At 70.0% G+C, this 22405-nt stretch carries 21 protein-coding genes; 8 read left to right on the top strand and 13 right to left on the bottom strand.

Features of this window, described 5'->3' with window-relative positions:
• Window positions 1–105: 105 nt before the first annotated feature.
• On the top strand, window positions 106–1488 hold the full coding sequence (locus tag A5706_RS12180; protein ID WP_068130735.1) for a wax ester/triacylglycerol synthase family O-acyltransferase: 1383 nt from the start codon (window positions 106–108) through the stop codon (window positions 1486–1488).
• Here A5706_RS12180 and A5706_RS12175 read toward each other — a convergent pair.
• Window positions 1478–2161, bottom strand: coding sequence for a PAS and ANTAR domain-containing protein (locus A5706_RS12175; RefSeq protein WP_068130732.1), 684 nt, complete (start codon window positions 2159–2161; stop codon window positions 1478–1480). The genes A5706_RS12180 and A5706_RS12175 overlap by 11 nt on opposite strands.
• Window positions 2162–2232: 71 nt before the next feature.
• The gene (locus A5706_RS12170) at window positions 2233–2682 is read right to left on the bottom strand and encodes an Hsp20/alpha crystallin family protein (RefSeq protein WP_068130782.1); all 450 of its coding nucleotides are present in this window, start codon (window positions 2680–2682) and stop codon (window positions 2233–2235) included.
• A gap of 153 nt (window positions 2683–2835) precedes the next feature.
• On the opposite strand from A5706_RS12170, the gene A5706_RS12165 reads away from it, so the two are divergent.
• The 5 genes from A5706_RS12165 (at window position 2836) to A5706_RS12145 (ending at window position 8427) form a co-directional block, all read left to right on the top strand.
• Window positions 2836–3213, top strand: a complete 378-nt coding sequence (locus A5706_RS12165; protein WP_068130730.1) for a helix-turn-helix transcriptional regulator — start codon at window positions 2836–2838, stop codon at window positions 3211–3213.
• 172 nt (window positions 3214–3385) lie between these two features.
• The gene (locus A5706_RS12160) at window positions 3386–4105 is read left to right on the top strand and encodes a GAF and ANTAR domain-containing protein (RefSeq protein ID WP_068130727.1); all 720 of its coding nucleotides are present in this window, start codon (window positions 3386–3388) and stop codon (window positions 4103–4105) included.
• A 48-nt stretch (window positions 4106–4153) separates the two neighbouring features.
• Entirely contained in the window at window positions 4154–5335 is a 1182-nt protein-coding gene (locus A5706_RS12155; RefSeq protein WP_068130724.1) for a zinc-dependent alcohol dehydrogenase, read from the top strand.
• A 69-nt stretch (window positions 5336–5404) separates the two neighbouring features.
• The gene (gene glgX / locus A5706_RS12150; RefSeq protein WP_068130780.1) at window positions 5405–7555 is read left to right on the top strand and encodes a glycogen debranching protein GlgX; all 2151 of its coding nucleotides are present in this window, start codon (window positions 5405–5407) and stop codon (window positions 7553–7555) included.
• Window positions 7556–7659: 104 nt separating this feature from the next.
• Window positions 7660–8427: an SDR family oxidoreductase gene (locus A5706_RS12145; protein ID WP_082964324.1), complete on the top strand. Its 768-nt coding sequence runs from the start codon at window positions 7660–7662 to the stop codon at window positions 8425–8427.
• On the opposite strand, the gene A5706_RS12140 is transcribed toward A5706_RS12145, so the two are convergent.
• The 3 genes from A5706_RS12140 to A5706_RS12130 form a co-directional block, all read right to left on the bottom strand.
• Entirely contained in the window at window positions 8424–9392 is a 969-nt protein-coding gene (locus tag A5706_RS12140; protein WP_068130716.1) for an aldo/keto reductase, read from the bottom strand. The two genes, A5706_RS12145 and A5706_RS12140, sit on opposite strands and share 4 nt — an antisense overlap.
• 89 nt (window positions 9393–9481) lie before the next feature.
• Window positions 9482–10420 carry a sensor domain-containing protein gene (locus tag A5706_RS12135; RefSeq protein WP_068130777.1) on the bottom strand — a complete coding sequence of 313 codons (939 nt, stop codon included), beginning with the start codon at window positions 10418–10420 and terminating at the stop codon, window positions 9482–9484.
• 364 nt (window positions 10421–10784) lie between these two features.
• On the bottom strand, window positions 10785–11147 hold the full coding sequence (locus A5706_RS12130) for a hypothetical protein (protein WP_068130713.1): 363 nt from the start codon (window positions 11145–11147) through the stop codon (window positions 10785–10787).
• 145 nt (window positions 11148–11292) lie between these two features.
• Between A5706_RS12130 and A5706_RS12125 the strand changes: the two genes are divergently transcribed.
• Together A5706_RS12125 and A5706_RS12120 are read left to right on the top strand one after the other, a co-directional pair.
• On the top strand, window positions 11293–11853 hold the full coding sequence (locus tag A5706_RS12125) for a hemerythrin domain-containing protein (RefSeq protein WP_068130712.1): 561 nt from the start codon (window positions 11293–11295) through the stop codon (window positions 11851–11853).
• Between the two features lie 14 nt (window positions 11854–11867).
• A complete protein-coding gene (locus A5706_RS12120; RefSeq protein WP_068130709.1) occupies window positions 11868–12521 on the top strand; it encodes a UdgX family uracil-DNA binding protein in 654 nt (217 codons plus the stop codon).
• Window positions 12522–12535: 14 nt separating this feature from the next.
• Here A5706_RS12120 and A5706_RS12115 read toward each other — a convergent pair whose 3' ends face one another.
• The 8 genes from A5706_RS12115 to A5706_RS12080 form a co-directional block, all read right to left on the bottom strand.
• On the bottom strand, window positions 12536–14329 hold the full coding sequence (locus tag A5706_RS12115; protein WP_068130706.1) for a thiamine pyrophosphate-requiring protein: 1794 nt from the start codon (window positions 14327–14329) through the stop codon (window positions 12536–12538).
• Window positions 14330–14543: 214 nt separating this feature from the next.
• A complete protein-coding gene (locus A5706_RS12110; protein ID WP_068130773.1) occupies window positions 14544–15479 on the bottom strand; it encodes a glycosyltransferase family 9 protein in 936 nt (311 codons plus the stop codon).
• A gap of 32 nt (window positions 15480–15511) precedes the next feature.
• Window positions 15512–16222 carry an SDR family oxidoreductase gene (locus A5706_RS12105; RefSeq protein ID WP_068130771.1) on the bottom strand — a complete coding sequence of 237 codons (711 nt, stop codon included), beginning with the start codon at window positions 16220–16222 and terminating at the stop codon, window positions 15512–15514.
• Window positions 16218–17660 carry a PfkB family carbohydrate kinase gene (locus A5706_RS33610; RefSeq protein WP_068130703.1) on the bottom strand — a complete coding sequence of 481 codons (1443 nt, stop codon included), beginning with the start codon at window positions 17658–17660 and terminating at the stop codon, window positions 16218–16220. The genes A5706_RS12105 and A5706_RS33610 overlap by 5 nt, the downstream gene beginning before the upstream one ends.
• Window positions 17657–18226, bottom strand: a complete 570-nt coding sequence (locus A5706_RS33605; protein WP_068130700.1) for an SIS domain-containing protein — start codon at window positions 18224–18226, stop codon at window positions 17657–17659. The genes A5706_RS33610 and A5706_RS33605 overlap by 4 nt, the downstream gene beginning before the upstream one ends.
• A complete protein-coding gene (locus A5706_RS33600; protein ID WP_231985219.1) occupies window positions 18223–19251 on the bottom strand; it encodes a glycosyltransferase family 9 protein in 1029 nt (342 codons plus the stop codon). Before A5706_RS33600 ends, A5706_RS33605 begins: the two co-directional genes overlap by 4 nt.
• Window positions 19248–20762 (bottom strand): HAD-IIIA family hydrolase, encoded by a 1515-nt coding sequence (locus A5706_RS12085; RefSeq protein WP_068130698.1) that lies wholly within the window; start codon window positions 20760–20762, stop codon window positions 19248–19250. Before A5706_RS12085 ends, A5706_RS33600 begins: the two co-directional genes overlap by 4 nt.
• On the bottom strand, window positions 20759–22399 hold the full coding sequence (locus A5706_RS12080; RefSeq protein ID WP_068130694.1) for a carbamoyltransferase C-terminal domain-containing protein: 1641 nt from the start codon (window positions 22397–22399) through the stop codon (window positions 20759–20761). Before A5706_RS12080 ends, A5706_RS12085 begins: the two co-directional genes overlap by 4 nt.
• Between the last annotated feature and the right edge of the window lie 6 nt (window positions 22400–22405).

Genomic DNA, 22405 nt, shown 5'->3' with positions numbered 1-22405 from the left:
CCTCACGATATGGCCGCATTTGCCGCGGCACAGCCGGCATTAGGCCCCGAAAGTTGGGGACTTCTGACTCTGACTCCACGGGCGCGCAGGGCGGAAAGTAGCGGGATGGAGCAGTTAAGCGCCTTCGACGCCACGTTCCTCGAAGTGGAAGACGCCGATCCGCACGTGAGCCTGGCGGTCGGCGGCGTGTCGATCATCGAGGGGCCCGCTCCCGACTACGACGAGTTCGTCGCCGCGTTCGCCGACCGCGCGCCGACCATCCCGCGCTGCACCCAGGTGCTGCGGACGCGCCCGCTGGATCTCGGCGCGCCCGAATGGGTCGACGACCCGCACTTCGACATCGCGCGCCACCTGCACCGGCTCGCGCTACCGCACCCCGGCGGGGACGCCGAACTGTTCGAGACCATCGCCAACGTCATGGAGCGGCGGCTCGACCGCGAGCGTCCGCTGTGGGAGTGCTATCTCATCGAGGGCCTGAGCGACGACCGCTGGGCCGTGTTGACCAAGGTTCACCACTGCATCGCCGACGGCATCGCGACCACGCAGATGCTGGCGAGGTTCAGCGACGACGCGGCCGACCGCGGTGGCACTTTCGCCACCGACATCCGCGCCGCCAGGGAACCGGAGCGGCCGGCGCCGAGCCTGCCCAGGTTCAGCCTCAACCCGCTGAGCTGGGTGAGCGGCCTCGGGCGAAGCGCGCTCGCCGCGGCGGCGACCGTCGAACAGGTCGCGGTGGGCGCCGCCGAACTGACGGCCAGCGTGTTCAGCCCCGCGCCGGCATCGTCGCTGAACGGGCCCGTCACGGCGATGCGCCGGTTCAGCGTGGCCCGGGTCCGCCTGGCCGACCTGCAGGAGGTGGCCGCGGCGTTCGGTGTGACCCTCAACGACGTGGCGCTGGCGGCCATCACCGACAGCTACCGCAAGATGCTGATCGATCGCGGTGAACAGCCCGCACGCAACTCGTTGCGCACGCTCGTCCCGGTCTCGGTGCGCCCGACCAACCACTTCGACATGACCGACAATCAGGTCTCGGCGATGCTGCCGTTGCTGCCGGTCGACGAGGGCGAACCGGTCGAGCAGCTGCGGCTGGTGCACGCCCGGCTCACCCGGGCCAAAGCCAGCGGCCAGCGCGAGGGCGGCAGCGCGTTGGTGGCTGCCGCCAAGAACGTCCCGTTTGTGTTCTCCGCGTGGGCGATTCGCCTGTTGGCGCGGCTTCCCCAGCGGGCGGTGGTCGCCTTGGCGACGAACGTTCCGGGTCCACGCAAACAGCAGAAACTGATGGGCCGGCGGGTGCTGGAGATCATCCCCATCCCGCCAATCGCCCTGCAAGTGCGCACCGGCATCGCGATGCTCAGCTACGCCGACGCTTTCATCTTCGGCATCACCGCCGACTACGACACCGCGCCCGACATCGAGGCGCTCGCCGCCGGGATCGAAAAGGGCGTCGCGCAGCTGGTGCAGGCCGCCCGCGACTCTGTCAGCCCTTGACGCGTCGGCTGTTCTCGAGGCGGACGCGCTGATGCGCGGTCAGCAGAATATGGTCGAATTCCTGCGAGTTGAGCGGCACGCCGGCGCCGAGGAAGTCTTCGATGATCTGCTCGGCCAACAGCCGCAGTTTGACGTTTGCCTCCTGGGACAGCCACTTGAGTAGGTTGAACGCGGCGTCGTCGGTGATTCGGTAGACCAGCATCAGCATGCCCTTGGCTTGTTCGATGCCGGCGCGATTCTCCTTGATCTCCGCCAGCCGCGCGGTGACCAGATCCTCCTGGGCGCTTTCGGGGGAGGCGTCGACGTAGAACCCGTGTGTCCCGATCACCTCGCCCTGATCGTCGACGAGCTGATCACCGACGACGATGATGTGGCGCACGTTGCCGGCGGTGTCGATGATGCGGTGGCGGGTGCTGAAGGCCTCGTGGGTGTTGAGGATCTGGTCGATGGTCGCCGCGACCTGCCCGCGGTCGTCAGGGTGCTTGTGCGCGAGCACCAGGTCGGTGGTCGGGGTGACGCTGCCGGGTTCGTAGCCGTGCATCCGCTGCACCTGGTCCGACCACTCCCAGCGCTGGTCGGCGAAGTAGAACCGGAACCAGCCCACCCGCTGCGGGACGCCCCCGGCCAGTGCCTCTTCGATGTTGGGCGTCTCGCCGTTTAGATGCCATTCCATGGCCTCGCCTCCGTTGGCGCCTCCCTGGGCGAATGGTGGGGCGGCGAGAACCGCCGCCCCACCGCCGGTCGTCAGGCGTCGATCACCTCGCGCTTGTTGGCTTCCTCGTTGATGGCCTTGTGGCCGTTGCCGTGACTGACGGAAATCTTGCGCGGCTTGGCCTTCTCGGCCACCGGGATGCGCAGGCGCAGAACGCCCTCGGAGTAGGACGCGTCGATCCTATCGGTGTCCAGGTTTTCGCCGAGCACGAGCTGGCGGCTGAACACCCCGCGCGGCCGTTCGGTGGCCAGCATCTCGCGGTTGGGGTCGACGCCCGGGCGCTCGGCGCGCACGGTCACGACGTTGCGCTCGATGTCGATGTCGAGCGTGTCGGCGTTGATGCCCGGCAGGTCGAACTCGACGACGAACTGTTCTCCCTCGCGCCACGCGTCCATCGGCATCACCGCCGGCCGGGCGGCCGTGCCGAGCACTTGCTGGGCGAATCGGTCGAGGTCACGGAAGGGGTCGGTACGCATCAGCATGGCGGTCACCTTTCACTCCAATCTGCGGCTCTGAAGTGGTCAATTCCCGTGTCTTTCTATGTCAGAAGACATAGATTTCATATATCACTATCGACAGAAGAACGCAAGTGTGGTAAACAGGTTTTCTGACTGAGATCGCGGAGGGGACGGCCGATGACCGACAGCATTGGGGACGTGGGCGCGCCGCCGTCGGATCGCGGCGTGTACGGAATCTCCGTGGCCGCCGAGCTTTCCGGCATCCCGGTGCAGTCGCTGCGGCTCTACGAACGGCACGGACTCGTGAGTCCTGCCCGCAGCGACGGGGGAACGCGGCGCTACAGCGCCGACGACCTGGCCCGGCTGCAGCGCATCAGCGCCCTGATCGAGGCCGGCGTCAACCTCGCCGGCATCGCCCGCATCCTGAGCCTGGAAGACCACAACGCCGAGCTCTCGGCGGTCAACACCGATCTGCGCTCCAGCAACCGCACGTTGCGGAACGCGGCCAAGGACACCGGGCCGAAGAAGAACGCACTCCGACGCGAAAGTCGTTGACCACCAACGTTGTTACCTGGCCGCCCGACGACCGGGCGCGCGGGCGCCGTCCGGGCCGTCCCGTTGAGCTGTTTGCACTTCGTTGTTTGGCCCGTACGCTTCGTTTTATGCGTCCAATCGTTGGATGCGCGACCGCCGACGCCCGGCCGGAAACCCTCAAGGGGGCGATGCCATGCGGACCGACAAGAACTCGGTTGTCGGCGAGTTGACCGAACTGATGGCCAACCTGGACCGCCAGGGTACGGAAACGGCGGCCGGCCTGCGCGAACTCGTCGAGAATGGCGTTCGGCACATGCCGGGCTGCCAGTACGCCGGGATCACCCTTGCGGAGCGGGGCAACGCGGTCACCAGCGTGGTCGCCACCCACCGCTACGCGGCGGTCCTGGACACGATCCAGAACCGGCGCGGGGAGGGTCCGTGCCTGTCGGCCGCGTGGCGCCACCACATGACATACGTCGACGACCTGAACGTCGACCAGCGCTGGCCGCAGTATCAGCGCGACGCGCTCGAGGCCACCCCGATCCGCTCGATCGCGTCGTACGAGTTGTTCGACGACGAGAAGAGCATGGCCGCGCTCAACTTCTACGCCGACCACCCGCACGCGTTCGGCGACGAATCCTTGGAAATCGGCGGCATTTTCGCCACCCACGTGGCCCTGGCCTGGTCGATGATGCGCCGACAGGACCAGTTCCGCAGCGCGTTGGCGTCACGCGACACGATCGGTCAGGCCAAGGGCGTCATCATGGAGCGCTTCAACCTCGACGCCGTCGAGGCGTTCGAACTCCTCGCCCGGCTGTCCCAGCAGTCCAACACCAAGCTGATCGACATCGCCAAAGGGCTGATCGACAGCGAACACCCGCTCAAGCCACGGCATCGCGGCCGGCGCGGGTAGCCGCGCGCCGGCGTTTCGGCCGGCGCGACACGGGTATGTGCCATCCACATGAAAGCCGTCACCTGGCAGGGCAAGCGCGACGTTCGCGTGGAGTCGGTGCCCGATCCCAAGATCGAGCAGCCGACCGACGCCATCGTCGAAGTCACCTCCACCAACATCTGCGGTTCGGACCTGCACCTCTACGAAATTCTCGGGGCCTTCATGAACCCTGGCGACATCCTCGGGCACGAGCCGATGGGGATCGTCCGCGAGGTCGGCGGCCAGACAGGCGATCTGCGGGTCGGCGACCGGGTCGTCGTCCCGTTCCAGATCTCCTGCGGCCGTTGCCACATGTGCGACATGCAGCTCTACACCCAGTGCGAGACCACCCAGGTGCGCGACCAGGGGATGGGCGCGGCGCTGTTCGGCTACTCGGAGCTCTACGGCGAGATTCCCGGTGGGCAAGCCGAACTGCTGCGCGTGCCGCAAGCCCAGTTCACGCACATCAAAGTCCCTGAGGGGCCGCCGGATTCGCGTTTCGTGTACCTGTCCGACGTGTTGCCGACCGCCTGGCAGGCGGTGGCCTACGCCGACATCCCGGACGGGGGCTCGGTGGCGGTGCTCGGCCTGGGGCCCATCGGGGACATGGCCGCGCGCATCGCCGACCATCTCGGGTACCGGGTCATCGCCGTCGACCTGGTGCCCGAACGCCTGGCCCGCGCCGCCGGGCGCGGCATCCACACCATCGATCTGAGCCGGCTCGATTCGTCTCTCGGCGACGCGATCCGCGACCTGACCGACGGCCGCGGCGCCGACTCCGTCATCGACGCGGTGGGCATGGAGTCGCACGGATCTCCGGCCGCCCGGCTGGCCCAGCAGGCCAGCGGGATGTTGCCGGATTTCATCGGGAAGCGGGTCATGCAGACCGCCGGCGTGGACCGGCTCCACGCCCTGTACTCCGCCATCGACATCGTGCGGCGCGGGGGAACCATCTCGCTGATCGGCGTCTACGGGGGAATGGCCGACCCACTGCCGATGCTCACCCTGTTCGACAAGCAGGTCACCCTGCGCATGGGGCAGGCCAACGTGAAGAGGTGGGTCGACGACATCATGCCCCTGCTGACCGACGACGATCCCCTGGGAGTGGACACCTTCGCCACTCACGTGCTGCCCCTCGACCAGGCGCCGCACGGGTATGAGATCTTCCAGAAGAAGCGGGACGGGGCGGTAAAGGTCATGTTAAGACCCTGAAAACCGCTCTGCTGCAAGCCTTTCCGGACCACCGTTTGGAGTAGGCCCGGGTAGGGTATGGAAAGCGCCATGACATCCGCAGAAAACCTCGCGCCCACCCCCACCGGTGAGGTGTGGCCGGGTCGGGCCTATCCGCTCGGCGCGACGTACGACGGCGCGGGCACCAACTTCGCGGTGTTCAGCGAGGTGGCCGAGCGGGTGGAGCTGTGCCTGTTCGACGCCGCCGGGACGGAGAGCCGGGTCGCGCTGCCCGAGGTCGACGGGTTCGTCTGGCACGCCTACATCCCCGGCATCGAACCCGGACAGCGTTACGGCTACCGGGTGCACGGCCCGTACGAGCCGGAGAACGGCCTGCGGTGCAACGCGAACAAGCTGCTGGTGGACCCGTATTCGAAGGCCATCGACGGCACCTTCGAGTGGAACCAGTCGCTGTTCAGCTACAACTTCGGCGACCCCGACAGCCGCAACGACGAGGACTCCGCGCCCAGCATGCCCAAGTCGGTGGTGATCAGCCCCTACTTCGACTGGGGCAACGACCGGCCGCCGGACCACCAGTACGCCGACACCGTCATCTACGAGGCGCACGTCAAGGGCCTGACGCAGACCCACCCCGACATCCCCGAACAGCTGCGCGGCACCTACTCGGCCGTGGCGCACCCGGTGATCATCGAGCACCTCAAGAGCCTCGGCGTCACCGCCATCGAGCTGATGCCGGTGCATCACTTCGCCAACGACTCGACCCTGGTCGACAAGGGCTTGTCAAATTACTGGGGCTACAACACGATCGGGTTCTTCGCCCCCGACTTCAAGTACTCCAGCGCGACCTCCCCGGGCGGACAGGTGCAGGAGTTCAAGGCGATGGTGCGGGCCTTGCACGAGGCCGGCATCGAGGTCATCCTCGACGTCGTCTACAACCACACGGCGGAGGGCAACCACCTGGGCCCCACGTTGTCGATGCGGGGAATCGACAACGCCGCCTACTACCGGCTGGTCGACGACGACAAGCGCTACTACATGGACTACACCGGCACGGGCAACAGCCTCAACGCCGGGCATCCGCACGCGCTGCAGCTGATCATGGACTCGCTGCGCTACTGGGTGCTCGAGATGCACGTCGACGGCTTCCGCTTCGACCTGGCCGCCACGCTGGCCCGCGAGTTCTACGACGTCGACCGGCTGGCGACGTTTTTCGAACTGGTGCAACAGGATCCGACGATCAGCCAGGTCAAGCTCATCGCCGAACCGTGGGACGTCGGCCCCGGTGGCTACCAGGTGGGCAACTTCCCCCCGCAGTGGACCGAATGGAACGGCAAGTACCGCGACACCGTCCGGGACTTCTGGCGCGGCGAGCCCGCCACGCTCGATGAGTTCGCCTACCGCCTGACCGGGTCGGCCGACCTCTACGAGCACACCGCGCGCCGGCCGGTGGCGTCGATCAACTTCGTCGTTGCGCACGACGGGTTCACGCTGCGTGACCTGGTGTCCTACAACGAGAAACACAACGAGGCCAACGGCGAGGACAACAACGACGGGGAGAGCCACAACCGGTCGTGGAACTGCGGGGTGGAGGGGCCGACCGACGACCCGGAGGTCAACGCGCTGCGCGCCCGCCAGCAGCGCAACTTCCTCACCACGCTGCTGCTCTCCCAGGGTGTGCCGATGATCTGCCACGGCGACGAACTCGGCCGCACCCAGAACGGCAACAACAACGGCTACTGCCAGGACAACGAGCTCACCTGGATCAACTGGGCAAAAGCCGACAACGGCCTGCTGGAGTTCACCCGCGTCGTGTCGGCGCTGCGCGCCCACCACCCGGTGTTCCGCCGGCGCCGGTTCTTTTCCGGCAAGCCGCTCGGCCGCCGCGGCCAGGACGGGCTGCCGGACATCGCCTGGTTCACGCCCGAAGGCACCGAGATGACCGACGAGGACTGGGGCGCGGGATTCGCCAAGTCCGTCGCGGTGTTCCTCAACGGCCACGGCATCCCCGACCGGGACGCGCGGGGGCAGCGGGTGTTCGACGACTCGTTCCTGTTGTGCTTCAACGCCCACCACGAGCCAATCGAATTCACCCTTCCGCCAAAGGAATTCGGCGCGGCGTGGCAGCTCGTGGTGTTCACCGGACCCGATGAGGAGACGCCCGCCGAGGAGGTGCCCGGGGGAGGCACCCTCACGGTGGACGCCCACACCGCCGTGGTGCTGCAGGCCCCCGACGGGGCATGACCGGGTTGACACAAATCCGCCCGAACGTCACCTAGCCGCTCCTCGATCGATACGCTGTGCCTGCAGCGTGCTCGTTACAGGAGAGGGCGAATATGTCAAGGACAGTGGTGGTTGGCGCCTCGAGCGGGCTGGGGCGCTGCATCGGCGTCGGCCTGGCGCAGCGCGGCGATCAGGTGGCGCTGCTCGCCCGTCGCCGCGAGCGCATCGAGGCCGCGGCGAAGGAGGCCGGGCCCGGCGCGATCGCCGTCGAATGCGACGTCACCGACGAGGCGTCCTGCCGGTCGGCGATCGGCGCCGCCGCGGACGCGTTCGGTGGGATCGACAACCTCGTGTACACCCCCGCCATCGGCCCGCTGGTCCGCATGGTCGACACCGATGCCGAGACGTGGCGGCGCGTCTTCGACACCAACGTGATCGGCGCCGCGCTCGTCACCGCGGCCGCGGTGCCGCACCTGACCGAGTCGGCGGGCAAGGTGGTGTACCTGGCCTCCGACGCGGGCACCTACGGTCCGCCCTGGCCGGGTCTGGGGGCGTACGGCGTCAGCAAGGCGGCCCTCGAGCGGCTCGTCGAGGCCTGGCGCGCCGAACACCCCGACATCGGCTTCACCAACCTGATCGTGGGCGAGTGCGGGGGCGGCGAGGGCGACGCGGCGACGGGCATGACCACCGGCTGGGACATGGACCTCGCCATGAAGGCCGCCCCGCTGTGGGCCTCCCGCGGCTGCATGCCCGGCAAGCTGATGCCGGTCGAGGACCTCATCGACGTGGTGCACACGATCCTGCGCACCAACGCGACGACGTCGATGCCGCTGGTGGTCGCGCGCGGCGCCCCGGCCAGCCCGCCGGCGTTCGCGGACACGGCGCAGTCTTAGACGCCCAACTTCTCGCGGGCCTTGTCGAGAAGGAATCGCCCGTTTGACACCGGCCGGAACGCGCGGGCCGCGTCGGTGAGGGCGTCGCGGGAATCCGCCGGCAGCTCGATGTCGGCGGCGGCGACGTTGAACTCGAGCTGCTCGAGGCTGGAGGCGCCGGGGATGGCCACGACACCCGGCAGGCTGATCAGCCAGGCCAGCGCCACCTGCGCCGGCTTGGCGCCGACCTGAGCCGCGACGTCGCGCAACGTCTGCAGCAGCGGCTCGATGCGACGCAGGTTCTCGGTGCCGAAGTACCGGTTCACCGCTCGAATGCCGCCGGGACGGTTGTCCACGCCGTATTTGCCGCCCAGCAGGCCCTGCTCGAGCGGGCTCCAGGCGATCACGATGCGGTTCTCGCGTTCGGCGAAGGGCACCAGATCCTCCAGCGCGCCGGAGTGGGCGAGCGAGAAGTGGACCTGGTTGCTGATCACCGGCCGCCCGAGCGCGGCGTCGGCCTTTCGCCACCGCTCCAGCGAGTAGTTGGAGACGCCGGCCGCGCCGATCTTGCCCTCGTCGAGCAGGTCGCGCATGCCGGGCATGATCACCGAGTCGGGGACCACCGGGTTGGGCTGGTGGATCTGGTAGAGCGGGATGCGCTCGAGCCCCAGCCGCCGCGCGCTCGCCTGCTCGCGCTGCTTGATGACGACGGGGAAGGGGGCCACGGGCATGATCTTGCTGGCCACCGCGACCTCGGCGCGCTTGTCGCCGAGCGCCTCGCCCAGGATCCGCTCGCTCTTGCCCAGCCCGTACACCTCGGCGGTGTCGAACAGCGTCACGCCCAGGGCGCGGGCGCGCTGCACGATGTCGCGCGCGGCCCCGGAGGCGTAGCCCTCCCCGTAGCCCCACTCGCGCGACCCGAACTGCCACGTGCCCAGGCCGATTCGGCTGACCCGTCCGACCCCGTCGACGTCGAGATATTTCATGCCGCCCACCCTACTGCGGCACCGAGTGTGGGCCCTGGGTACGGGATCCGCTTCCAATTCGTCCGTAGGCCCCACACTCGGCGGCGCCGCTACCCCGGGATCTTGTTCAGCGCGGTGGTGGCGATGCTCACGGCCGATTGCCGCGCGCGAGCGCCGTCGGTGGTGCCGCTGTACGACACGTACAGGTCGACCACGACGTTGGCCTTGGCCGCGACGGCGCGGGCGGAGCGCACCTGCAGGCCCTTGGGCGTCAGGTCCAACGCGGTGATGCCGTTGCCGGCGTCGGTGGGCTCGCCCAGGGCGAACGGAATGGCCCCCGCTTCGGGGATCGTCACGCTCACCGTCGTGCCGCCGCACCGGCGCCATCCGTCTAAAAGCTTCGCCAGCTGCGATTGCGCGGCCGGCGCATCGCGAAACGCCGCGACGGCCTCGATGACCTGGACCGACTTGAGCAGGGTGCGGGTGTCGGAGAATTCCGCTGCGCGGTAGCCGAAGATGGCGTCGACGTTGTAGGCGTCCGGGGTCCCGGGGGCGATGCTTCCCCAGCACTCCGGACGGTCGATGGTTCCCTCCCGATCGGACCTGCTGGGATGGTCCCACGTCTGGCCCGTCTCGAGGTTCTGGTCGTCGGTGATGGTCTCCAGGTCGCCGAGGCTGGGCAGGACCGTGGCGATGGCGTCCGGCGCGACGGTCGGGCCCGCGGGCGCCGCGGCGGTGGCGGCCGGTGTCGCCGGGCGGTTCGGGGTGGACGGCAGCGCGGCCAGTGTGGCCCAGGCGACCAGGCCGAGGACCGCGAGGCCGATGATCGCGTAGGACAGCGCCAGCGCGGCCAGCGCGCGGTTTCGGCCGAGCTCGCCCGTGCGGCGGATCTGGGCCAGCGCCAGGTGTCCCAGCACCGCGCCGACGGGCGGGGACGCGAAGGCGAACACCAGCGACTGGGTGGCGATCGCGTTGACCGGCGGGCGGTACGGCTCCGGGGGTGGCGGTGGCAAGACCGGCGGTTGCACCGGCGGGGCGGCGGGGGGCATGCGACCGAGCGGGTCGTAACTCAGCGGGCCGTATCCGTACCGATCCTGAGGATTCACGCCAGTGGCCTCCTTAGCCCGGCATCCTGACCCGAATGTAGCCGACCGGCCCCGCGCCGTCGAAGCGGCAATTCTTATGAGTCCGTGTTTGAGAAACCGGCGCCCGGGTACGTGCGCAACGTGGGTTTTCTCGTCGAGACGTGGCCAGAAAGCTGGCACCGCAGCCGGGTGTTTCGAGTCCTCAGCCTCGGCGGGTACGTCGCCGGGCGGTGGGATTTCGCGCCGGCATCGTTCGCGTTCGCCGGCGCCTTCCTGGCACTGCATGTGTCGGCGCGGGGCGCAATCGGCTTGTCCGCTAAGGACTTTCTCAGTGAAGGATCCGGGGAGGGAGGCGCTTCGCCGTCACGGGCGGGGTCTCTGTGAAGTTCGGTTGCGCGAGCCGGAATCGATCAATCAGATGTGACAGTGCGCGCAGCTCGTTGCGCAACGCGTCAAGCGTGCGCTCACCCGCATCGTCGAGCCTGCCCAGCGAGCTGTAGTGCACCAGCCGTCGTAGGCGGCCGGTCAGCACCGTCCCCCACCTGATGCTGAAGTCGTAGCGCTGCTCTTCGCCGATCGGCGCTTCGTCGTCCTGCTTCGCGAGGTCCTTGAGCGCTCTGATTTGCCCGGTGATCAATGCGACGTCGTTGCCGATGTCGACCGCTCTTGCGGGATTTCGCGTTGCGCCCATCGGTTTCTCCCCTGCGTCACGGTCTGGACCAAGAAGTACCCGAACGTGAGCCATTCACACGCCGTTTGTTGCCCGCGTGCCTCGGGTAGCCGCTAGGGAGCGCGCAACAGCCCGCGCGCTTAAAAGTGAGAATGGGAGGGACATCATGGCAGAGCACGCCATCAAGTCGCGCTCCGACGTCGTCGACTTTCTGGTCGGTCAGCACGAGCTGATCAAGTCGATGTTCGCCGAAACGTTGTCGGCCTCGGGGAAAGAGCGGGAGAAGGCCTTCGTCGGGCTCCGGCGACTGCTCGCGGTGCACGAGACCGCGGAGGAGGAGATCGTTCACCCGCGCGCCAAGCGAAAGATCGCCGATGGCGCCGCGGTGGTGGAGAAGCGCCTGGAGGAGGAGCACGAGGCCAAGACGGTCTTGCAGAAGCTCGAGAAGCTCGACGTCGACAGCGAGGAATTCACCCGTCACCTGACGGAACTGCGTGACGCCGTGATCGATCACGCCGAGCACGAGGAGAAAGACGAGTTCGCCAAGCTGAGCGAGGAATTGAGCGAGGACGAGTTGGCCAGGATGGGCCGCGCCGCCAAGCTCGCCGAGGCGATCGCGCCCACCCGGCCGCACGCCGGCGTCGAGTCCCAGGCGGCCAACCTGACCGCGGGCCCCTTCGCGGCGATGATGGACCGGGCCCGTGACGCCATCATGGGCAAGGGCTGATCATGGCCTGAATCATGGCCGCACCTAAGACCAGCGCCGCGCGCTACCTGCCGCAGGACCGCGGGCTGGATTCGCTGAAAACCGCGGCCGAGCGCTGCCACGGCTGCCCGTTGTTCGCCGACGCCACCCAGACGGTGTTCGGCCACGGGCACCGTGGCGCGCCCATCATGCTGGTCGGAGAGCAACCGGGGGACCAGGAGGACCGCGCCGGCCTGCCGTTCGTCGGGCCCGCGGGGCGGTTGCTCGCCCGCGCCCTCGACGACGCCGGGATCGATCCGACGCTGACGTACCAGACCAACGCCGTCAAGCACTTCAAGTTCACCCGCAAGGGCGGCAAGCGCCGCATACACCAGAAACCGAGCCGCACCGAGGTGGTCGCGTGCCGCCCCTGGCTCATCGCCGAGATCGAGGCGGTGGGCCCGCGGGTGATCGTCTGCCTCGGCGCGACGGCCGCGCAATCGCTTCTGGGACCGAGCTTTCGGGTGTCCGCCCAGCGCGGCGAGGTCATCCACCTGCCCGCCGCGGTCGAGGTTGACCTGACGCCCGAGCCGATCGTGGTCGCGACTGTGCACCCATCGTCGGTGCTGCGCGACCGCAGCGACTCCCACGACGAGGCCTACACGCTATTCGTCGACGACCTGCGCAGCGCGTGCTCGGGGCTGGGCTAGGGGCGGCCCGTCCCTCAATTCTTCTTGTGCGGCAAGAATTCCTGCGCCTTCGTTTTCAGGCCCACCTTGACGAAGCCGACGCGGTCCTCGTCGTCGGACAGCACCGCGGCGGTCGCCGCCTTGAACTGGTCCCAGGTGGCGTGCGGCGGGATCGGCGGCATGTCGGGGTCGGTGTAGACGTCCAGCACGGTCGGGCGGTCCGCGGACAAGGCGTTGCGCCAGGCGTCCGCCAGCTCGTCGCCGTCCTTGATGGCCATCGCATTCAGGCCCAGGCTGGCGGCGAACCCGGCGAAGTCGATGTCCGGAAGGTTCTGCGATTCCGCGAATTTCGGCGCACCGGCCATCGCCCGCATCTCCCAGGTGACCTGGTTCAGGTCGTTGTTGTGCAGGATCGCGACGATCAGGCGCGGGTCGCCCCACTCCTGCCAGTACCGCTTGATCGTGATGAGTTCTGCCATGCCGTTCATCTGCATGGCGCCGTCACCGCTGAACACGATGACCGGTCGTTGTGGGTGCGCGAATTTCGCGCCGATCCCGTATGGCACGCCGGGGCCCATGGTCGCCAGGGTGCCCGACAGCGAGCCGCGAATGTTGCCACGGAATCGCAGGTTTCGCGCGTACCAGTTGGCGGCCGAACCGGAGTCGGCGGTGACGATGGCGTCGTCGGGAAGTTGCGGGGACAGCTCGGAGAACAACCGCATCGGGTTGATCGGGTCGGCGCTGACCTTCGCCTCCATGTCCATGGTCTCCCACCAGCGCGACACGTTGGCCTCGACGGTTTCGCGCCAGCTGCGGTCCTCTTTGCGGCGCAGGTGCGGAATCAGGGCCCGCAGCGCGGCCTTCGCGTCCGAGATCAGGTTGACCTCGTAGGGGTAGCGCATGCCGATGAACCGGCCGTCGATATCGATCTGCACGGCGCGGCACTGCCCGAACTCGGGCAAGAACTGCGTGTACGGGAAACTGGACCCCACGGTCAGCAGCGTGTCGCAGTCGCGCATCAGCTCGTAGCTCGGCCGCGTGCCCAGCAACCCGATCGAGCCGGTGACCCAAGGCAATTCGTCGCTCAACACGTCCTTGCCCAGCAGCGCCTTGGCCGCCCCGGCCCCGAGCAGGTCGGCAACCTCGGCCAGCTCCTCGCGCGCCCCGCGGGCGCCGTTGCCGACAAGCATGGCGACCCGTTTTCCGGCGTTGAGCACGTCGGCCGCGCGGCGGATCGCCGCGTCGTCGGGGGAGACGGCCGGCCACTCGATGCCCAGGCTCGACGGCACCATCTTGAAGGCGTGCGTGGGCGGCGAGTACGGCAGCTCCTGCACGTCGGACGGGATGATCAGCGCTGTCGGCGCCCGCTGCGCCATGGCCACCCGGATCGCGCGGTCCAGCACGTTGGGCAATTGCTCTGGGACGGTGACCATTTGGACGTAGTCGCTGGCCACGTCCTTGAACAGGCTGAGCAGGTCGACCTCCTGCTGATAGGACCCGCCAATCGCGCTGCGGTTGGTCTGACCGACGATGGCCACCACCGGAACGTGGTCGAGCTTGGCGTCGTAGAGGCCGTTGAGCAGATGGATGGCGCCGGGGCCCGAGGTGGCCATGCATATCCCGACGCGGTCGGTGAACTTGGCGTACCCCACCGCCTCGAACGCGCTCATCTCCTCGTGCCGCGACTGGATGAACATTGGCCGATTGTCGGCGCGTCCGAACGCGGCGAGGATCCCGTTGATGCCGTCGCCGGGATAGCCGAACACGTGCTCGACACCCCACGTCCGCAGCCGCTCCAGTAAATAGTCCGAAACCTCTTGCTTAGACATTCAATGCCCTCCTCGACAGACGTTGGGGTGTCGTTGGGCGCGCGAGAATCTTTGCCCGCGTCGGCTTGTTCGCCGCGCCGAACGAAACCGGATCGCCATGGGTTCGACTTTCCGGGCGGCTTTCCGAGCAGCACCTTCGGGCGTGCTCCGGCGCACAAATCAGCGCATACCCGAATTGGCAGCCCTTATTCCTGGGTGCTCGCTGGGAGTTTGTTCACAGCGTCTCCCTTAGGATTTGGCGGGCGGCCGCCAGCACCCTGTCCACTGTGATCATGAGCAGCCCTTCGTGCGACGCGTCGGCGTGCGGATCGCCGACGCCGCCGGCCCACAGCGCGAGATGGCGGGCGGGGCCGCGCGGCCCCCAGCGGCCGGGCGCGGTAGGACCGAACAGCACCACCGACGCCGTGCCGGTCGCGGCGGCCAGATGGGCGACGCCGGTGTCGCCGCAGATCACCATGCGGCTGTCGCATATCAGCGCGGTCAACGCGGTCAGGTCCAGCAGCCCGGCTACCACCGAGGTCCGCGGCAGGCGAGCCGCCCGGGCGACTTCGTGGGCGAGGCCGAATTCGCTCGCCGATCCGGTGACCACGATTTCGCGTCCCTCGTCGCGCAGCGCGGCCGCGACCGCGGCGAACCGCTCCGGTGGCCATTGCCGCGCCCGCGCGGAGGCCCCCGGATGGATTACCACCGCGCCGATCCGGTCGGGATCCACCGGGGGCCGCGACAGGGTCACATCGCCCGACTCGCAACGGATTCCGGCCCACTCCAGGAGCGCGCACCAGCGATGCACCTCGTGGACCTCGGCGCGCCACGGCGGGCCGCCCAGGGCGGGATGGCGCAGATGGCCGTGCGTGAGCACGTTCCGGGGCCGCCAGGTGAGCAGGTGATCGATGCTTTGCGGGCCGCAGCCGTGCAGGTTGATCGCCAGCTCGGGCGGCCGCTCCAGCGGGTGTAGGTCGCCCAGGCAGGCGGTGGGCACCAGGTCGTCGATCGCGCCGGTGAGCAGCGCGAGCTCGCGGTAGCGGGTGGGTGCGGCGAGCATCACCCGGGCATCGGGGTAGTGCCGACGCAGCCCCCGCAGCGCGGGCACCGCCGTCAGTAGGTCGCCGAGCCCGAGGGCGCGCAGCACCACGATGGTGTCGGAATCCATGGAGGTTCGGGTCTGCGCGCCCGCGTCGCGGCCTAAGGCCACGACGACTCCGTGGAGGCACAGACCACCATCTCGCGCACCTCGCATCCGGCGGGCTGGGAGAGCGCGAAAAGCACCGTCTCCGCGACGTCTTCGGGCCGGTTGAGCTTGGCGTCGGCCGGCGGCTTGTACTGGTCGGGCCGCCCGTCGAAGAACGGGGTGTGCATGCCGCCGGGGACGAGCAGCGTCACACCGACCTCGCCGGCGAGTTCGGCCGCGAGAGCGCGCGTGAAGCCGACGACCCCGAACTTGGACGCGCAGTAGGCGGTGGCGTCGCCGACCGCCTTGATGCCCAGCGTGGAGGCGCAGGTGACGATGCGCCCGCCGGTGGCCTTCAGATACGGCAGCGCGGCGCGGATGACGGCGGCGGTGCCGATCAGGTTGACGGCGACGACCTGCTCCCATTCCTTGGCGGGCACCTGTTCGAGCGTGCCGCAGGAGTCGATGCCCGCCGCGGTGAAGACACCGGTGATCCGGCCGCCCACTCGTTCGGCCAGCGACTCCACGGCGGCAGCGACGGCACTGGTGTCGGCCAGATCGCAGGCGGCGTAGGGCACATCTGAGATTCCTGTGGCCGGCGGGTTCTTGTCGAGGACCAGCGGCACACCACCGCGCCGGGCCACCGCCGCCACGGTGGCCGCGCCGAGGCCGGAGGATCCGCCGGAGATCAGTACGCCTTCGAGCGATTCTGCCGTCGTGTCAATGCCTTTCACTAAGCGGCCTTTCACTAAGCGGCCTTTCGATTAGCGTCGCCGCGGCGATCAAACGGGAGGAGGAGTAGCCGGCCACGGTGGGCAGGATGGTCACGGTGCCGCCGTGACGTTGCACCGTTTCGGCTTCGGGAAGCTCGGCGGCCACGTAGTCGCCGCCCTTAACCCAGATGCTGGGACGCAGGGTGTCCAGCAGCCGCTCGGGGGTCGGCCCGTCGAATATCGCGACGGCGTCGACGCACGCAAGCGCGGCCAGGACGCGCGCCCGGTCGACGTCGCGCATCACCGGCCGGCCGGCACCCTTGAGCGCGCGCACCGACGCGTCGGAATTGATGAGGACGATCAGCGCGTCGCCGAGCTCGCGGGCCTGCCGAAGCAGCCGGACGTGCCCGGTGTGCAACAGGTCGAAGCACCCGCCGGTGGCCACCACGGTCCGTCCGTCGCGGCGCAGCCGTTCGGCCAGGGCGATCGCGTCGACCGCGGCGGTGTCCTCGAGTTGCACTGGGCCGCAGAACATGTCGACGCCGGTGCGGGAGACCGGGGTCGAGACCGCCGCCGCACCGCCGGCGGCGACGAAGCGGGCGGCGTCGGCGACCGCCGCTTCGACGGCGGCGACCGGGTCGGCCCCCGCGCCCAGGGCGACCGCCGCCGCGACGGCAAACCGGTCCCCGGCCCCGCAGACGTCGGCCGCGCCCCTGGCTGCCTGGGAGGCCTTCTCCGGCACGCCGACGTGGTGGGCCTGCAGCCGGCGCCCGTGCACGCGCGCGCCCTGGGCGCCGCGGGTGATGCACACCGCGCCGGCGGCCCACTTGTCCAGCAGCACTTCTCCCGCGTCGCCGCCGCGGTCGCCGCAAAACTGGCGTGCCTCTTCGTCATTCGGGGTTACCAGGGCGCACCCCGGCACCGGCGGCGCGCCCCGCGGATGCGGATCCCAGACCACGGGGACACGGGATGCCACGCCGGACAACGCCTCGCGGACGGCGGGCAGGGCCGTCACGCCCGCGCCGTAGTCGGCGACGCAGATCGCGCGGGCTCCCGCGAGAGCCTCGCTCACCCCGACCGGGAGCGGTCGGTTCAAGGGGGCGGCGTCGCCCCGATCGAGCCGAAGCATCGACTGACCCCGCGCCCGGATCCTCGTCTTGGTCACGGTCGTCCCGGTCATCGGCAGCGCAAGCACGTTGACGCCCGCGGCCGTGAGCAGCCCGCGCAACTGCCGACCGGCGTCGTCGGGAGCGATGCCGGTGATCAACGCCACGCCGGTCTCGGTTCTGGCGGCGAGCAGGGCCGCCAGCCCGGCGCCGCCCGGCCGTTGCACGAGCCGTTCGGCGTCGACCACCGGCACCGGGGCCTCGGGGCTCAGCCGGGTCGCCGAGCCCAGGACGTCGATGTCGAGTATCGAGTCACCAATGATGACAAGCGGTTTGGCCGTCATGACGGCGCCTCCGGCAGCAGCACATCGTCAAGGGCCATGCACAATCCGTGAATCAGCATCAAGTGGATCTCCTGCACGGTGGCCGTGGTCGGGGCGTCGACGCAGATCGCCTCGTCGCACATCGCGGCCAGCACGTTGGGCTCCGGCCCGGTCAGCGCCCACGTCACCATCCCGATGCCCTGCGCCGCCTTCGTTGCGGCCAGCACGTTGGGGCTGGTGCCGCTGGTGGACAGGGACACCAGCACGTCGCCGGGCCGGCCGTGCGCCCGTACGCCGCGCGCGAACATCTCTTCGGTGCCGTAGTCGTTGGTTATCGCGGTCAGCGCCGACGTGTCGGCGTGTAATGCAATGGCGGACAGCGGTATTCGCTCCGCACGAAAGCGTCCGACGATTTCGGCGGTGAGGTGCTGCGCCTCCGCCGCGCTGCCGCCGTTGCCGCAGGCGAGCAGTCGGCCCCCGTTCGTCAGCACCCACGCCAGCTGCCGGCCCCAGCTGCGCAGCCGGTCCGCCTCGGAGCAGGTGCGGCCCACCGCCTCGCGCAGCGCATCGAAGTGCACCTCGATCATCGCCTACCTCCCTCCTGCAATACCGCGTCGAGCAGTTCGGCGTCGCTGATGTGGTCCAGGCACGGGTGGCCCGGCACCGGACAGACCCGGGCGCGGCTGGCCCGGCACGGCGCGAACTGGTCGCCCAGCACCCGCACCCGGCGGCCGAAGGGGCGCCATTGCGCGGCCGGCACCACGGGTGCGAACAGCGACACCACCGGCGCCCCGACGGCCGCGGCCAGGTGCGCGGGCCCGGTGTTCGGGACGACGACGACGTCCGCGGCGGCGAATACGGCCGCGAGTTCGGCGAGGGTGGTCCGGCCGCCGAGGTCGATCGCGACATCGCCGGCGACGGCGGCGGTGAGTTCCGCCTCGTCCGGGCCGCCGGTGACGACGACGCGGTAGCCGGCGCCGGCGAGCGCCGCCACCATGGCCGCGCTGCGCGCCTGGCTCGGCCGCCGCGCCGGCACCGCGGCCCCCGGATGGAAGACCACGAACGGTCCGGCCGGGATCCGCCGCGGCGGATCGCAGGCGCGGATCCGCAGCGCGCCGTCGTCGCCGGCCGGCAACCGGCAGCCGGCCGCCTCGGCGAGCGACAGCGCCCGTCGCGGCTCGGGGATGCCCGCGGGCGCGTGGTGCCGCAGATCCAGCAGGGTGCCGGGATAGTCGGTGCATATCGCGCCCACCCAGGGCACCGACGCCATCCGGCACAACAGCGCCAGCGGCAGCGGCGACTGGTGAAACGACGTGAAGATGTAGACCCGGCGGGGCGCGATGTCGCGCAGCTGCTTGATCAGCGCCCCGACATGGTCGCCGGTCAACTCGGGGGAGTCGAAATCCACCCACGGCGCCTGCCATTCGACGATCTCGTCGACCCCGACGAGCAGCTCGGCGGCGTCGCGGCCGCGCGGGCCGACCAGCATCACCACCCGGTCGTGGGAGTTGGCCACCGCGCGGATCGCCGGGCCGGTGATCAGCACGTCGCCGGCACTGTCCAGGCGGGCCACCAGTGCGGTGTTCGAAGCGGTGTCCGGCGGGGTGTTCACCGGCACTCCCGCAACACCAAAGACGCAGCGTGGCAGAGGGTTTCGGCGACCCGGGCGTGGGCTTGGGCGTGCTGGATTTCGGCGGGTAGCGTGCGCGCGGTGGGCACCAGCACGGCCGCCGCGTCGGCCGCCAGCGCGGCCTGGACGTCGCCCCCGGTATCGCCGATCAGCACGCACCGCTCGGGCGGCACTCCCAGCGCTTCGGCCGCCGCCAGGACCATCCCCGGCTCGGGTTTGCGGCACCGGCACCCGTCGCCCTCCCCGTGCACGCACACCTGCCAGGCGTCGAACGGGCCGAGGACCTCGTCGACCCGGGCGTTGACGGCGCTGAGCTGCTCCGGGCTGATCAGGCCGCGCGCCACGCCGGACTGGTTGGTCACGACCGCCAGCAGCAGGCCCCGCCGGCGCAGGCGGGCCAGGGCCCGGTCGGCGCCATGGGTGGGCAGCACGCCCGCCGGGTCGTTGAGATAGGGCTCGTCGACGATCAGGGTGTCGTCGCGGTCGAGCAGCACGGCCAGCGGAGGGTCGCGCCGGGCCCGGCGAAACTTCCATTCGCCGGCCAGCCGGTGCGCGACGGCGGCCGGGGGGATCGCGGCGCTGGTAGCCGAAAGCCGAAGCGCCTCAACGAAAGACCGTGGCCCGACGCGCCACCGCCGCGCCGTGAATTCGGTCGTGAGCGCCAGCCACGACGCCGCCGCCGCGCCGGCGAGTGGGCCGCGGCGCGCGAGGGCGGCGGCGACCGCGACGCCGCCGGCCGCGGTAGTGGCGAGGTGCGCCGGCATCCGGCCCGGCCCCTCGCCGATCTTGGCGCGCCAGGACCTTCCGTGCTTGCGGCGCATCAGGGCGTTGTCGCGGTTGCCGACCTGCGCGCGCACGCTCGACCGCCAGGTGCTCCGGGCGACGGGATGGGTGCAGCGACGCTCGCCGCGCACGATCCGTGCGCCGGCCTCGGTGATCCGCAGCGCCAGGTCGGAATCCTCGCGGTAGGCGCGCGGGAACCGCTCGTCGAATCCACCCACCGCGACCAGCATGTCGCGGCGGAACGCCATGTCGGCGGTGATCCACCGCGCCTCGGCCAGCCGGAGGGTGCGGCGCTCGTCGTCGGTGGGCGGCCGCGAGGCCGGTGTCGGCACCTCGATCACCGCCTGAGAGCCCGCCGCGCCGGCCGCCTCGGCGGCCCGCAGGTCGGCGGCCACCGCCGAGGTCCACCGCGCGTCGGGCAGCACGTCGTCGTCGAGGAAGCACACCCAGCGTGCGCCGGTGGCGCGCCACCCGGTGTTGCGGGCGGCCGCCGGCCCGCGCCCGCCGCTGCGCAACACCCGCACCGGCAGGCCGGCGGTGATCCGAAGGTCGGTGGTCGGGCCGGGCCGGTCGTCGACCAGCACCACCTCCGCGGGTGCCGGACCGGTTCCGCGCGCAAGCGCAACCAGCAAGCGGTGCAAGGATTCTCGGCCCACCGTCGGCACCACGATGGCGTAGTCGATGGCGTGGTCGGGCTCCGCTGTCGTCATCGCTGCCGCCAGACCAGGTAGGGGCCGATGGCCAGCACGTCGATCGGGGAACTGCCGAAGACCTCGAGCGCGTCGCGCGGGGTGTCGACCATCGGGCGCCCGGCGGTGTTGAAGCTGGTGTTGACCACCACCGGAACCCCGGTGCGCTCGGCGAAGCGGCTGATCGTCGCGTGCAGGCGCGGGTTCGCGTCCGCATCGACGGTTTGGATACGCGCGGTGCCGTCGACGTGGGTGACCGCGGGGATGCGGTCTCGCCAGTCGGCGGCGACGTCGTGCACGAACAGCATGTAAGGGCTGGGAAGCGGCCCGCGAGAAAAGATTTCGCCGGCCCGCTCGGCGAGCACCATCGGGGCGACCGGACGGAATTGCTCGCGACCCTTGACCGCGTTGAGGCGCTCCAGGTTGGCGGCCTGCCGCGGATCGGCCAGCAGCGAGCGGCCGCCGAGGGCCCGCGGCCCGAATTCGGCGCGCCCCTGGAACCATCCGACCAATCGATTGTCGGCCAGCGCGTCGCCGATCGCCGCGGCCAGATCGATGGGGCGCTGGTAGGCGACGGCCGCGTCGTCGAGCGTCGCCCGGATCTGCTCGTCGGACCACCCCCGGCCCAGCTGCGCCGTCGGCATCGGGGCGATCGGCTCGCCGAACGCGGCGGCCAGGCTGAGCGCGGCTCCCAGCGCCGTCCCGGAATCGCCGGCGGCCGGCTGAACCCAGACGCGCTGGAAGCCAGACCCCGCGTAGATGCGAGTGTTGGCAACGCAATTCAGCGCCACCCCGCCGGCCAGGCACAGCGCGTCGCCGTCGGTGCGGCCGCGCAGCCAGGCCACCAGGTCGAGCAGCACGTCTTCGACGACGCGCTGCACGCTGCAGGCCAGATCGGCGTGGACGGGGTCGAGCTCCGGTTCGTGGGGGCGGCGCGCCGGGGCGAGCCGCTCCCAGTCGATCGGCTCGGTGCGAAACCCGCCGTCGGCACAGGCGTACACCCGCTCGCGCAGCGCGTCGGCGAATCGCGGGCTGCCGTAGGAGGCCATCGCCATCACCTTGTATTCGTCGCTGGAACGCGCGAAACCCAAGTGCTCCGTGAGGCTTTCGTAAAGCAAACCCAACGAGTGCGGCAGCGCCTGGGAGGCCAGCACATCGAGCTTGTGGTCGCGGTACGCCCCGGCGAGCATCGAGGTGCGTTCGCCGCGGCCGTCGACCACCAGCACCGCCGTGTCCGGATGCGGCGAGGCCAGCGCGGTCGACGCCGCGTGCGCGACGTGATGGCGGACGTGGCAGACCGCGGCGGGGTTGAGCCCGGGCACCGCGGTCGCCAGGAAGCGCGGCGCGCGTTCGGCATACATGGTGCGCAGGTGCTCCCAGTCCCGGTCGAGCCCGGCGGGATCGATCGGCTGCTCGTGCATCAGGGCCGGGTCGTAGGAGTATCCGACCGCGTCGATCTCCTCCGGCGCCAGGCCGCCGGACTCGAGGCACCAGCGGATGGCCGAGATCGGCAGCTCCCAGGTGGCGAACGGCACGGCCTGCTTGCCGTGCTTGCGCCGTGAGAACCGCTCCTCTTCGGCGGCCGCCACCACTTCGCCGTCGACCACCAGGGCGGCGGCCGAATCGTGAAATACCGCATTGACACCGAGAATTCGCACGAAACC

Origin of the sequence: Mycobacterium sp. E796 (genome assembly GCF_001672815.1) — a bacterium.
GTDB lineage: Bacteria > Actinomycetota > Actinomycetes > Mycobacteriales > Mycobacteriaceae > Mycobacterium.
The sequence above is the reverse complement of the archived record's forward strand: the minus strand, read 5'-3'. Positions and strand labels throughout refer to the sequence as shown.

Bases quoted from the DNA above. Each gene is read 5' to 3' on its own strand.
- A5706_RS12180 (WP_068130735.1), top strand. From the start codon at position 106: ATGGAGCAGTTAAGCGCCTTCGACGCCACGTTCCTCGAAGTGGAAGAC.
- A5706_RS12175 (WP_068130732.1), bottom strand. From the start codon at position 2,161: ATGGAATGGCATCTAAACGGCGAGACGCCCAACATCGAAGAGGCACTG.
- A5706_RS12170 (WP_068130782.1), bottom strand. From the start codon at position 2,682: ATGCTGATGCGTACCGACCCCTTCCGTGACCTCGACCGATTCGCCCAG.
- A5706_RS12165 (WP_068130730.1), top strand. From the start codon at position 2,836: ATGACCGACAGCATTGGGGACGTGGGCGCGCCGCCGTCGGATCGCGGC.
- A5706_RS12160 (WP_068130727.1), top strand. From the start codon at position 3,386: ATGCGGACCGACAAGAACTCGGTTGTCGGCGAGTTGACCGAACTGATG.
- A5706_RS12155 (WP_068130724.1), top strand. From the start codon at position 4,154: ATGAAAGCCGTCACCTGGCAGGGCAAGCGCGACGTTCGCGTGGAGTCG.
- glgX (WP_068130780.1), top strand. From the start codon at position 5,405: ATGACATCCGCAGAAAACCTCGCGCCCACCCCCACCGGTGAGGTGTGG.
- A5706_RS12140 (WP_068130716.1), bottom strand. From the start codon at position 9,392: ATGAAATATCTCGACGTCGACGGGGTCGGACGGGTCAGCCGAATCGGC.
- A5706_RS12135 (WP_068130777.1), bottom strand. From the start codon at position 10,420: ATGCCCCCCGCCGCCCCGCCGGTGCAACCGCCGGTCTTGCCACCGCCA.
- A5706_RS12130 (WP_068130713.1), bottom strand. From the start codon at position 11,147: ATGGGCGCAACGCGAAATCCCGCAAGAGCGGTCGACATCGGCAACGAC.
- A5706_RS12125 (WP_068130712.1), top strand. From the start codon at position 11,293: ATGGCAGAGCACGCCATCAAGTCGCGCTCCGACGTCGTCGACTTTCTG.
- A5706_RS12120 (WP_068130709.1), top strand. From the start codon at position 11,868: ATGGCCGCACCTAAGACCAGCGCCGCGCGCTACCTGCCGCAGGACCGC.
- A5706_RS12115 (WP_068130706.1), bottom strand. From the start codon at position 14,329: ATGTCTAAGCAAGAGGTTTCGGACTATTTACTGGAGCGGCTGCGGACG.
- A5706_RS12110 (WP_068130773.1), bottom strand. From the start codon at position 15,479: ATGGATTCCGACACCATCGTGGTGCTGCGCGCCCTCGGGCTCGGCGAC.
- A5706_RS33610 (WP_068130703.1), bottom strand. From the start codon at position 17,660: ATGACGGCCAAACCGCTTGTCATCATTGGTGACTCGATACTCGACATC.
- A5706_RS33605 (WP_068130700.1), bottom strand. From the start codon at position 18,226: ATGATCGAGGTGCACTTCGATGCGCTGCGCGAGGCGGTGGGCCGCACC.
- A5706_RS12085 (WP_068130698.1), bottom strand. From the start codon at position 20,762: ATGACGACAGCGGAGCCCGACCACGCCATCGACTACGCCATCGTGGTG.